This window comes from Pseudomonas sp. G7(2022) (assembly GCF_052660475.1).
Window position 1 is genome coordinate 748,785 of record NZ_CP109659.1, and the last position, 12,062, is coordinate 760,846.

At 62.8% G+C, this 12,062-nt stretch carries 11 protein-coding genes; 3 read left to right on the forward strand and 8 right to left on the reverse strand.

Going from position 1 to position 12,062, the window contains the following annotated elements:
• Genes NE357_RS03255 through cpaB form a run of 4 tightly spaced genes read right to left on the reverse strand, consistent with a single transcriptional unit; the run spans position 1 to position 4,638 of the window.
• Positions 1-1,269, reverse strand: coding sequence for a CpaF family protein (locus tag NE357_RS03255; protein ID WP_169428700.1), 1,269 nt, complete (start codon positions 1,267-1,269; stop codon positions 1-3).
• Positions 1,266-2,456, reverse strand: a complete 1,191-nt coding sequence (locus NE357_RS03260; protein WP_169428701.1) for a pilus assembly protein — start codon at positions 2,454-2,456, stop codon at positions 1,266-1,268. The genes NE357_RS03255 and NE357_RS03260 overlap by 4 nt, the downstream gene beginning before the upstream one ends.
• Positions 2,453-3,676: a type II and III secretion system protein family protein gene (locus NE357_RS03265; protein ID WP_169428702.1), complete on the reverse strand. Its 1,224-nt coding sequence runs from the start codon at positions 3,674-3,676 to the stop codon at positions 2,453-2,455. The genes NE357_RS03260 and NE357_RS03265 overlap by 4 nt, the downstream gene beginning before the upstream one ends.
• Positions 3,677-3,696: 20 nt before the next feature.
• The gene (cpaB, locus tag NE357_RS03270; protein ID WP_169428703.1) at positions 3,697-4,638 is read right to left on the reverse strand and encodes a Flp pilus assembly protein CpaB; all 942 of its coding nucleotides are present in this window, start codon (positions 4,636-4,638) and stop codon (positions 3,697-3,699) included.
• A 331-nt stretch (positions 4,639-4,969) separates the two neighbouring features.
• Here cpaB and NE357_RS03275 point away from each other — a divergent pair, with 331 nt between their 5' ends.
• The 3 genes from NE357_RS03275 to NE357_RS03285 all read left to right on the forward strand — a co-directional run bounded on the left by NE357_RS03275 (position 4,970) and on the right by NE357_RS03285 (position 5,994).
• Positions 4,970-5,179, forward strand: coding sequence for a Flp family type IVb pilin (locus tag NE357_RS03275; protein ID WP_169428704.1), 210 nt, complete (start codon positions 4,970-4,972; stop codon positions 5,177-5,179).
• A 116-nt stretch (positions 5,180-5,295) separates the two neighbouring features.
• Positions 5,296-5,508 (forward strand): Flp family type IVb pilin, encoded by a 213-nt coding sequence (locus NE357_RS03280; RefSeq protein ID WP_169428705.1) that lies wholly within the window; start codon positions 5,296-5,298, stop codon positions 5,506-5,508.
• 63 nt (positions 5,509-5,571) lie between these two features.
• On the forward strand, positions 5,572-5,994 hold the full coding sequence (locus NE357_RS03285; RefSeq protein WP_169428706.1) for a response regulator: 423 nt from the start codon (positions 5,572-5,574) through the stop codon (positions 5,992-5,994).
• Here NE357_RS03285 and NE357_RS03290 read toward each other — a convergent pair.
• The 4 genes from NE357_RS03290 to NE357_RS03305 form a co-directional block, all read right to left on the reverse strand.
• A complete protein-coding gene (locus NE357_RS03290; protein ID WP_169428707.1) occupies positions 5,985-7,655 on the reverse strand; it encodes a ShlB/FhaC/HecB family hemolysin secretion/activation protein in 1,671 nt (556 codons plus the stop codon). The two genes, NE357_RS03285 and NE357_RS03290, sit on opposite strands and share 10 nt — an antisense overlap.
• 133 nt (positions 7,656-7,788) lie before the next feature.
• A complete protein-coding gene (locus NE357_RS03295) occupies positions 7,789-9,444 on the reverse strand; it encodes a collagen-like triple helix repeat-containing protein (RefSeq protein WP_169428708.1) in 1,656 nt (551 codons plus the stop codon).
• A gap of 348 nt (positions 9,445-9,792) precedes the next feature.
• A complete protein-coding gene (locus tag NE357_RS03300) occupies positions 9,793-10,647 on the reverse strand; it encodes a MaoC family dehydratase (protein WP_169428709.1) in 855 nt (284 codons plus the stop codon).
• 2 nt (positions 10,648-10,649) lie between these two features.
• Entirely contained in the window at positions 10,650-12,002 is a 1,353-nt protein-coding gene (locus NE357_RS03305; protein ID WP_169428710.1) for a 3-oxoacyl-ACP reductase, read from the reverse strand.
• Positions 12,003-12,062 lie beyond the last annotated feature (60 nt).

Below are 12,062 nucleotides of genomic sequence, written 5' to 3' on the forward strand. Positions count from 1 at the left end.
TCAGCCCAGACTCGACTCGTGCCGCAACTTGTCGCCGGCCGGATTGACCGCTTCGCGCAGGAAGCCGAACCCGGTGCGTCGATCGAGGCGGAACAAAGTGTTGGTGACGTAGACGTCTTCGCGCACGCCGACCACTTCCACCACTTCACTGACACAGCGCCGGCCGTCGGGCATGCGGGTCAGCTGAATGATCACGTCGAGCGCCGCGCAGATCATCTGCCGCAGGGTGCGTTCGGCCACGGTGCGCCCGGTCAGGCCGACCAAAGTTTCCAGCCGCAGCAACGCATCCTGGGCGTTATTGGCGTGGACCGTGCTCATCGAACCGTCGTGACCGGTGTTCATTGCCGTGAGCACGTCGAGCACTTCGACGCCGCGGATTTCGCCGAGAATGATCCGGTCCGGGCGCATCCGCAGGGCGTTGCGGATCAGGTCGCTGGCCTTGACCTCGCCATGACCTTCGGCGTTCGGCGGCCGGGTTTCCAGACGCACCACGTGCGGATGACCGAGCTGCAATTCGGCGACGTCCTCGATGGTCACCAGGCGCTCGTGGGGGTTGATCAACTGACTGAGAATGTTCAACAGCGTGGTCTTGCCGGTACCGGTACCGCCGCTGATCAAAATGTTGCAGCGCTTGCCTACCGCGTCCTGCAGGCAATCGAAGATCGCCAGGTCGATGGTCTGCATGGCGATCAGGTCGCTGCTCTTGAGCATGTCCTTGCGGAATTTCCGAATCGACAGACACGGCCCGTCGAGGGCGATCGGCGGGATGATCGCGTTGACCCGGCTACCGTCGGGCAGGCGTGCGTCGACCATCGGCGACGACTCGTCCAGCCGTCGCCCGAGCGGCGCCAGAATGCGTTGCATGACCCGTTCGACGTGGTGCGCGTCGATGAAGCGCAAGTCGCTCTGGTGCAGTACGCCGTCGCGTTCGACGAATACCCGATGCGGGCCGTTGACCAGGATCTCGGTCACGGCACTGTCGCGCAGCAACACCTCCAGCGGGCCGAAACCGGTCAGTTCATCGACGATCTCTTCCGCCAGGCGCTCCATCTCGTAACGGGAAATCGCCAGGTGCAGACGGGCGATGTACTCAGCGACCTTGTCGGTGACGAACTGCGCCAGCAACTGCCGAGAACCTTCCAGCAGGTTTTTCCCGGACTCCTCGATGGCATCGATGATGTAGCGATGCAGGACCAGTTTCAGACCTTCGTGGTCGGTGTTGCCCGACTGACCGCGAGCAGGGGCACCGAAGAGTTTTTCCGGACTCATGAGCTGCCTCGCAACCGGTCGAACCAGGTGATTCTGGGTTTGGTCAGGCCTTCGGAGCGTTTGGCCAGACGCTCGCCAAGCGCCCGCAGGCTCTGGGTGAGTTTCTCCCGGGGGGCCAGTTCAAACAGGCTCACACCCTGGTTCTTGGCGTTCATGCGCAGCTCCGGGCTCAGGGCCAGCACCGCGATCACTTCCAGATTGAAGGTCTTGCCGAGGGTGTCCGCATCCGGCGCGACGTTGCTCAGATAGCGGTCGACCAACAGCCGTCCGTGATCGAGTTTCATGCCTTTTTCCCGCCACAGATTGAACACCGCCAGGTTGCGCCGGCAATCGAGCACATTCTGGTCGGTGTACCAGATCAGCTTGTCGCAATGGCTGACAAAGGTGCGCAAGGCTTCGCTGTCAGGCTGGCCGGTGAGGTTCACGACAATGTGCTGGAAGTGCTGGCGCAAGGCACTGAGCAACATGTACAGCTCGGCGGCGCTGGTGCTCTCCAGTGGCTCGTCAGTGTCGGCATAGGCCAGAATCCGCAGACCCGCTTCGGCGCTGGTGAAGGCGCTGTCGATCAGCGTCGCGTCGAGCCTGCGCAAGTGGCGCAGGGCATCGCCGAAGTGGAACGAACTTTCCAGACCCAACAGCGCCAGGCTGTCGCCACGGGGCAGGCCGAGGTCCAGCAGCAGCGTCTGTTGCCCGCTCTTTTGCACCACCAGCGCCATATGGTTGGACAGCAACGCGCCGTCGGAACTGCTCTGCACACCGTACAGAACCGTCAGCCCGCCCGACTGCGTGGTGTGGGTCACCGGCGGCATGCGTTTGCTCAAGCGGCGTACCAGCCCCGCGACTTCGCTGGAGCGCGAACCGTAGGCGACAAAATCCCGTGCCCCGGCGCGCATGGCGTTGAGCACCAACTGATTGTCCATGCCGTCGCCGAGGGCGACGATCGCCAGCATCGGCTTGGCCTCCAGCGCACCTTCGATCAGCGCGCTCTGGGCCACCACGTGTTCACGGTCGAGGCCGACGAACACCAGGCTGGCGAAGGTGACATCCACCAGCGCGAGCAATTCATCGAGGCTGCCCGTACCGGCGCTGACTACTTGCCCCAGGGGCGCGAGAGCGCTTTGCAGCCATTCCAGATCGGTGCTGTTGCGGGTGATGGCGAGAAAGGTCTGGCTCATGCTCTGGCTCATTGGGACAACCCGCTGCGCTTGTCGAAGTTGCCGTTTTCCATGAAGAACATGCGATAGAAGTTCGGGTCGTAGTTGCGCAGTTTTTCTCCCGGCAGCGAAGGCAGTTGCGCTTCCGCCGACAGTGGACGCACCAGATGCGGGGTGACGATCATCAACAGTTCACGCTCTTCGCGTTTGATCTGTGAACTCTTGAAAAACGCCCCGAGCACCGGGATATCGCCGAGCCCCGGAAACTTGTCGACCTGGGAGCTGTTGCTGGTGCTGATCAGTCCGCTGATGACGAAGCTCTCGCCATCGGCGAGGGAGATGCTGGTGTCGGTGCGGCGGATGGTCAGGGCCGGTACCGTGGTTCCGGCGATCTGCACGGAATTGCTGAAGTCCAGTTCGCTGACTTCCGGCGCGACTTTCAGGGCGATGCGGTCGTGGCTGATGATGGTCGGCGTCAGGGTCAGGCGGATGCCGAACTCCTTGTATTCGATGGATACGCTGTCGCTGCCGGAACTGGGTACCGGGATCGGGATCTGGCCACCGGCGAGGAAGCTCGCGCTCTGCCCGTTCAGCGCCACCAGACTTGGCCGCGCCAGGGTGTAGGCGAAGCCGCTGCCCTCCAGGGCGTTGATGATCGCCATGGTATTGCCGCCGATCCAGGAGAAGTTGAACAGCGAGTTATCCACCGGCAGTCGCGGCTGCGGCACGCCATCGATGGGCGGCAGTGTCCCGGGGGAGCCGAACAGGAAATTACCGCGGGTGCCGATCAGTTTGGCCGAGGCCTGCTTGAGTTTGGTGCGGCTGACTTCGACGAAGCGGATATCGGTCTGCACTTGCGAAGGCAGCAGCGCATCCTCCGCAGGCGGTGAGCCCGTGCCGGTCAGCGCCCCGGTGGCGGCGCCCTGGACAAACACCATGCTCTGACGCGGCTCGCTGGAGCAGCCGGTCCAGACCATCAGGCTGGTGGCGCCGGGGGCCATACCGGTGACCAGGAACGACGCGTTGCCGGTGGCGTGCACGTCGGCGATTTTCGGATCGCCGATGGCCAGGCGCGTGATTGCCACCGGCGATTGCAGATCCTTTTGCCAGCCTTCGTTGACTTCGATCACCGGTGGCAAGCGGCCGAGGGCCGAGCAATTGCCGGTCGCCGCCTGCGCGGCATTGATCGACAGTCCCATCAGCAGCAAGGCCCGGAGCAGGGGATTGAAGGTCGGCCAGGAACGACTCTGCATGCACTTGGATCCTTGCTCAGTCATGGATTCTGTTGGGTGATCTGATTGCCGCGAATCACTTCCACCGCAGGCCGCGCTGCGCCGCTGTGCTCGCCGCCGGACGGGACTTTCGGCGCAGCGCCCAGCGCAAGCTGGGTGAACTGGAAGAGTTGGCTGTTGGCGGCGACCAGTTTGTCCGGAGCCTGATTTTCGCCGGCCCAATACTTGGCCAGGCGCTGTTCTTCACTGCTGCGCACAGCCAGGCGCAAGGTGCCGACCTGGGTGGCGAGCATCATCCGGCTCAGCAGTTGTTCCGGTACTGCCAGCACCACCGTGCGCGCCGTGAGCCGGCGCTGATCCTGTTTGAGCTTGTCGTCGGCACTCAACGCGGGAGCAGACGGTTGCCCATCATTGGTCAGGCCGTATTGCTCGCCGACACCCAGCACGCGCATGGCCGGCACCACAATCTGCGCCGACTGCTGCGGGTTGCTGGCGTCCTGGCGCAGGAACAACAGCACATCGACGTAATCACCGGGAATCAATTGTCCGGCCGCGCCAATGACTTCATCGACCGACACTGCCAGTGCGCGTTCATCTTTGTGGATCATGCGCGCCAGCGTTCCGCCGGCCTCGAAGCTTTCATCGTTGAGCCAGGTTCCGGCACTCAGATGGCGCCACGGTGTGCGACCCACGGCCTGTTCGATTGTGCCGAGGCTGCCGGCAGGTGCACTGCGCAGTTTTTCAACGGCCAGGTCGGCAGCAGTGAGGGGCGTGAATGGAGGGACATCGCGCACCAGCACCACGACGGGTTGGCGGGTCTGGTCTTCAGCGGCGGCGACGGTTTTTTCGACGGTGACCACCGCTGGCGCAGGTGCCTCGGCAACTGGCGCCGGTTGCCGGCTGAGCACCAGGCCCCAGTAGCCGACAATGATGGCCCCCAGCAGAAGCACGGCGGCAAGGCCCATGGTGACACGACTGTTCATGACGGCTCTCCCTTTCCTGCTGCACTACCAGCCCGCACTTCCTACCAAGGGAACATCGCAATCAGGCAGCTATGAACATCCAACTATTTCGCTATTTCCACGCTAGCTGAAACAAGCCAAAACGCCATTACTGGCGGGCAAATAACCTACGAAAGTATGGGGGTTGGCCAATTAGCAGTCGAAATGAGGGAAGCGACGATGCAATTAATCCTTTGTGATTAATCCGTTCTTACAGTTGTTGACGGGGGCTTTGTTGACAATGCTCAGATGGCACGGTGGAAGCTTTGCCGCTGTAGCGACATCGGCGCCAGGAGCGCAAAGGAGTGGACGTATGATTCTCGATTATCTGCTGGCCAGGGCACGACTGTTTTTCAAAAGTGACGAAGGGGCTTCGGCTATCGAGTACGCGATCGTGGTGGCGATGGTAGCGGTGGTGGTCGTGGTGTTCGTGACGCCAATGGGCACCAAGGTCTTCAACATTTTCAGCGCGATACTGACCTCGCTGGGTGGCACGGCCCCGACCAAACCCGGCATACCTTGACCGAATTTCCCTTCCCTCTGTCGATGCCTGTCTGGCGCTGAGAGAAAGCGCGCAGGCATTGCCCTGATCATTGGCTTTCCGGTGCCCGGAAGACCCGGGCATGAAGGAGAATGTCCATGTTCTTCGAATACCTGATGTTGCGTGCCCGCTCGTTCCTGGCAAGCACCGAAGCCGCGTCGGCCATCGAGTATGCAATTGTGGTGGCAATGGTCGCCATTGTGGTGGTGGTGTTCGTGACGTCGGTAGGCGCCAAGGTGCTGGCGATCTTCAACAACATCCTCGTGGCCTTGGGTGGCACGGCACAGACTGCGCCGACGCAGTTACCCTGACTCGATGGGTGGCGAATCTCGCACTACACTCGATTCCACCTTCAGTTTTTCAGGGATTGACCCATGACTGCTTCCTCGCTGCCCCGCCAACAGTTGCTTCTGGTTGACGATGAAGAGGATGCGTTGCTGGAGTTGGCGGAGTTGCTGGAGGGCGAGGGCTTCGTCTGTCATACCGCGACGTCGGTGAAACTCGCCCTGCATCACCTGACCCGTCATCCCGATATCGCCCTGGTGATCACCGACCTGCGCATGCCGGAGGAGAGCGGCATGTCGCTGATCAAGCGGCTGCGCGAACACACTTCGCGCCAGCACTTGCCGGTGATCGTGACCTCGGGGCATGCGGACATGGAGGATGTCAGCGACATGCTGCGGTTGCAGGTGCTGGACCTGTTTCGCAAGCCGATCTATCACGTGCGGTTGCTGGAAACCCTCGACAACCTGTTTCCCAAGCCCTGGGTGAATGCGAAGCCGGCCGACTACAGCTGATAACTGAAACTGACGCTGTAGCGCGGCCGGCGATTGAACGTGTCCAGCGCTTCATCCGACATCGGTTTGGCCGCTTCCAGGGCGATGTTGTAGTACTTGGCATCGCCGAACCTCAGACCCACGGCCGCCGAGGACAAGCTGTTGGCCTGCACCGGCAATTGATTGAACCAGCTGCGGGAGCGGTCGAGCACGACATAGGGCTGCAGGATGCGCACCCAGTTGCCGTCGCGGTTGAAACTGTAGTTGATCTCGTAGGCCACGCCCCAGCCCTTGTCGCCGGATGCCTGATCGTCCGGGTAGCCGCGGCCGAAATTCTGCCCGCCGAACACCGCGCGCTCGCTGTCGGGCAGGGTGTCGTCGGTCCAGTACAGTGCACCCGAAAGCACGCCTTGCCAGTTGTCGAAGAACTTGTCGCTCTGCACCCCGGAAAGCCGCAGGCGCAGGAAGTTGAGATCGATGGCGCTGTTGTTGGTGTGCGCCCCCATGCTGTCCAGCCCCTGATACACACCACCGCTGAGAATCCGCAGTTGCCGGGCGTCGGCCTTGCGCCAGTCGCTTTCGAAGGCGAGGGCGCGGACATCGGTGCGTTCTTCAACACTCAGCGGGTAGCCGATGACGTTGTAGCGGGTCTTGTCATTGACCGCGTACAGACGGGCTCCGGCCGTCAGCAGTTCATTCGAGGCGGCAATCAGCGGCAGGCTGAAACCGATCGAGTAACGGTCGTTCTCACGGTGGGGCTTGAGTTCCAGGCCGTTGTTCAGCAGCACGTTGGTGCCGGGGTCGGCGCGATAGCGTGAAGCCGACAGGCTCAGTTGCGTGCCTTCGTCATCGAGGAACTGGCTGTAGTCCAGACGGTAGTAATGCTCGTGGTCCTTCCCGGGCGGAAACAATCCGCTGAGGGTCAATTGTTCGCCCATCGACGTCTGGGAGTTGCTGCTTACGCCCAACAAGGCCTGAGTGCCGTTGCGGTTGTCTTCGGTGGTACTCAGGGTGCTGGTGAACGGTTTGCGGCTGGCCTGGGCGAGCAGCGTGGTCGCGCCGTCGGTGGTGCCGGGTGGCGGCACCTGGGCCTGGAGCGTGACGCCAGGGATGCGGGTCATCAGCGTGGTATAGCGTTCGAAGGTCTTGCGGGTCAGCGGGCGTTCAGCCTGGATTTTCGCTGCCAGTCTATCGATCAGGCCTTTGACCCGGCCGATATCGCCCTGAACCTCAACGTCCCGCACGTAGCCTTCTACCAGCACCACCCGCGCCACTCCGCCCTCGAAAGTCTGTTGCGGCAAGAAGGCATAGGACAACAGGTAGCCGTCGTTCTGGTAGCGCCGGGTGATGGTGCGGGTGGCTTCGATCAGATCGGCAAGGCTGGGTTCGTGACCGATCAGGGGTTTGAAGACTTCCGCCAGTTCGTTGAGCGGGTAGAGCGTGCCCCCTTCGATCTGCACGGTTTTCAGTTTGATCTTCGTGCCCATCTTCAGCGGTTCGGTCGCTGCGGCACCGGGCTCCGGGACTTGCAGCGGCGCAGCGTTCGGCCGGTAAGCATCGGCCGGCAGATTCGGCACCGGCAAATTGCGAATGGTTTCATTGCTGTTGAGAAAGCTGGGCAGGGTGTCGGCGAGGGCAGAGGAACTGAGACTGAGGAACAGCAGGGATGCCATTACGCGCATAGGACACTCCATGTTCAAACCGCAGCACCAGGCAGGGTTTTCCTGAGAAAAAAGCGGAAGACTCGTGGGAATCTTCCGCCCTCAACCAAGCGTAGGCGCTGTAGGTTAGGCCGTCGAATCGGCCAGGTGCAATTCAGGGTTTGTTGCCGCCCAGGGCGCCGGTCAGGCCACCGAGAACACCGCCCAGGCCTGCGCCCACGCCTGTGCCAGTGCCGCCGGTCGCTGTGCCGCCGTTGACCAGTCCGCCGACGGCGGTGACGGTGTTGCCCACGGTGGTTACGGTGTTGCCGACAGCGGTCACGACCGGGTTACTGTTGGTGCTCGCAAGGGTGCTGCCCAGATTGCCGACCGCGCCGCCCACCTGACTGGTGACGCTGGCGACCGGAGCGCCGAGCCCGGTGGTACTGCCGACGTTCTGGGTCAGACCGGTGACGGCGGTAGTGACGGGAGCGATCCCGCTGCCGACGTTGTTGCCCAGGGTTGCCAGTGGTGTGGTGGGTGCGGTGATCGGTGTGCCCGAACCGCCGAGCACGGTGTTGAGCGACGCCACGGTGTTGCCAGTCGATGCGAGTACGCCGCCGGGTGCGCTGAGTGTGCCGTTGCCGGCCGTCAGCCCGGTGCCGACATTGGCCACCGCGCCGCCGACAGTCTGCAGCAGGCCATTGTTGCCCAGGCCGCTACCGGCGCCGGTTCCCGATCCGGTGCCGTTGTCGACTACACCGCCGACCTTGCCAACCGTGGTGCCGACGTTGCTCAGTGCACCGCCGACGGTGTTGGTCAAGGCATTGCCATTGCCGGCCGCGGTGACATTGTTGCCCACGCCGTTGACGGTGCTGCCGACTTTCTGAACGATCCCGTTCAACGGCACACCCAGGCCCGTGGTGCTGCCGATTCTGTCGGTGGTGCTTTCGACCATGGCGATCACCGGCACCAGGTTGTTGCCGACGTTTTTGGTCAGCGAACCGAGGGGGCCGGTGGTGGTCGCTGTGCTGAGGGTGTCGCCGATCATGGTGACTTTTTCACCGACACCACCGAGCAGCGGCGCGACCTTGGTGACCACGCCGCCGACTACCGGAACGCTGCCTGTGGCATTCGCCAGTTGGCCGCTCAGGTCGGACACACCGTTGCCGACATCCTGCACCACGCCGCCGACGGCCGACGCTGTCACGCCCAGGCCATTATCGGTCGTACCCAGTTTGCCGATTCCGTTGGCTACGCCGTCACCCAGTGTGGTCACGACGTTGCCGGCGGTTTTGGCAGCGCTTTGCACAACCCCGCCGACCACAGGTACGCCACTGAGCGAGTCACCGACCTGGCCGACGCCGCTGCCGACGCCTGCGACGGTGTTGCCAACGTCTTGCACCAGGGTCGAGGTGACCAGGGGTGAAGGAGTACTCGGGTTGGTGGGATTGGTCGGATCGGTTGGATTCGTCGGGTTGGTCGGGTCCGTGGGATTGGTCGGATTCGTTGTGCCGGTCCCGCCGGTCCCGCCGGTGCCCGCAGTGCCGCCATTGCCCGCCCCGGTTCCGGTTCCAGTTCCAGTTCCAGCTCCAGTTCCAGTTCCAGTTCCAGTTCCGGTACCTGTTCCCGTTCCGTTATCAGTGCCGGCAGTGCCGGTCCCGGTGCCTGATGTTCCGCCTGTTCCGCCAGTGCCTGCGGTGGAGCTGTCCGGTGAAGAGCTGCCGGAACTGCTGTGATGACCGCCACCGCCGCTGCTGCAGCCCGTCAGTCCAAGAGAGAGAATCAATGCCAGCGCTGTTGCCGATTTGCACCACATTTGAGTTTTCATGAGGGTAATTCCTTGCACCTGTCACAACGTTCGTTGTCTTCGATGGCTCACCGATTCTGTTGTCGGCAATGCCTTCGCCCGTTGTGCTCATATCAATCGCAAGGTTGGATTCATGCCATTCTCGAGTTGGTATTAATGCCTTTATATAGAGGGGTGAATCTGCAGCTTAGCGACTAATGCCGAGGATATAAGCGCGCAAAAAAAGCCTTGAGAATCAAGGCCGGGTGTTTGGCAAGGAAGTGGATGGCGGGGAAAAAAACTTAAGTTATATACACACAATTAATCATGTTTCGCGGGGCGGATCGCACCCCGCCAGGAGCGGGGTAGCGACTGGCGCGGTGCGTCGACTCAGGCAATCGGTTGCCAGTGGCCGACCATATGTTCCAGATCCCCGGCACCGATCAGACGTAATTCACCGCTGGATCCCGCAGCGCTGGCGAACAGCGATACTTCGCTCGGCAGGCGCACCGGCTTGCGAAAGTACACAGCAATTTCCAGGTTGGCCCGTGGCAGATGATCAGCCAGTGCAGCCAGCGTACGGGCCTTGTTCCACAAGCCGTGGGCGATGGCGGTGGGGAAGCCGAACAGCCTGGCACTGGCGGCACTCAGGTGGATCGGGTTGTAGTCGCCGGAGACTTTGGCGTACTGCCGGCCAATGTCCGCCGGGGCTTTCCACTGCGCCACCTGCATCAGTGGCAGTGTGGGTTCCCACGTCTGTTCGAGCGCTTCGCCCTCCAGCCTCACGCCTCGGCAGAGCATCTGGCTTTCGGCCTCCCAGAGTGGGCCAAGCTGATCGTCGAGGGTGGTCAGCAGCTCGAACGTCGCGCCTTTCGGATGCGGTTGCAGGTTGTGGACCCGAACGCTGACCTGCGCCCGACCGATCCCGCCCATCGGCCGCAGTACGCGAATGCGGTTGCTCAGATGAATCAGCCCCAGCAGCGGGAATGGAAAGTCTTTGGCCGTGAGCAATTGCATCTGCAACGCAAACGCCAGGACGTGTGGATAAGTTGGCGGCAGCAGGCCGTCATCGGCAAAACCGCAGACCTTGCGGTAGGCCGCCAGACGTTTGCCATTTACCTCGACGGCGCAGCGCAAGCCGCTGTCGGGCAAGGTGGTGCCGGTGATTTTGCGCCGGGTCGCCGCCCGGACATACAGTCCTGGCAGGCTCGGTTCCTGGTGCAACGTATGCCATTCGATGCTCATGCCTAAGCCCCCAGAACACTTTGTCCACAGACCCGCAGCGCCTGCCCGGTGAACGCGCCGGTGCCCGGTTGTGCCAGCCAGGCCACGGCTTCGGCGACGTCTTGCGGCAGGCCGCCCTGGCCCAGCGAACTCATGCGCCGGCCGGCTTCACGCAGGCCGAACGGAATGTGCGCTGTCATCTGGGTCTCGATGAATCCCGGCGCCACGGCGTTGATGCTGATGCCGCGCTCCAGCAGCGTCGGCGCCCAGGCTTGGGCGAGGCCGATCAATCCGGCCTTGCTCGCCGCATAATTGGTCTGCCCGCGATTGCCGGCGATGCCGCTGATCGAGGCCAGCAAAATCATGCGTGCGTTGTCGCGCAGGGTGCCGCTGTCGAGCAGGGCCTTGGTCAGTACTTGCGGGGCGTTGAGATTGACCGCCAGCACCGCGTCCCAGAACTCGGGCGTCAAGTTGGCCAGGGTCTTGTCGCGGGTGATGCCGGCGTTGTGCACCAGAATGTCGAGGCCGTCCGGCAACTGTTCGATCAGCTGCGCGGCGGCGTCTTCGGCGCAGATATCGAGGGTGATGGCGCGCCCGCCGAGTCGGGCGGCCAGGGCTTCCAGATCGGTTTTCGCGGGCGGCACGTCGAGCAGAATCACCTCGGCGCCGTCCCGCGCAAGGGTTTCGGCGATGGAGGCACCGATGCCCCGCGCCGCGCCAGTGACCAGCGCCTTGCGCCCGGCCAATGGGCGCGTCCAGTCGGTGACCTGGGTAGCGCAGGCTGTCAGCCTGATCACCTGCCCGGAGACGAACGCACTTTTCGGCGAAAGGAAAAACCGCAGCGGCCCTTCGAGCTGATCCTCGGCACCTTCGCCGACGTAGATCAGTTGCAGCGTGCCGCCGCTGCGCAACTCCTTGGCCAGCGAGCGAGAGAAACCTTCGAGCGCTCGCTGGGCACTGGCGGCAAACGGTTCGCGCAGGGTTTCCGGGGCGCGGCCGAGGATTACCAGATGCGCGCTGCTGTCGAGGTTCTTCATCAGCGGCTGGAAGAACTCGCGCAGCTGCTTTAGCTGGTCGGTGTGCTGCAAATCGCTGGCATCGAACACCACGGCCTTGAGTTTCGGGCCATGGCCGGGAATCCATTGGGTGGCAGTTGCCGGCTGGTCGCCGTAACGGTAAATCGAGTCAGTCAGGCGATTGGCGAATGCGCTGACCCGTTCGGCCAGCGGCCCGCCGCCGATCAGCAGCGCACCGTCCACCGGCCGCAGGCGCCCGGCCTGCCAGCGTTCCAGCCGCACCGGCGACGGCAGGCCCAGGGCCCCGACCAGACGATGGCCGATGGACGAGTTGGCGAAGTCGATATAGCGGTCAGACATGGAACGCTCTCCAGAAGATGGGGTTCAAAGTGTGGACTGCGAAGGGCAATCAATCGTTCG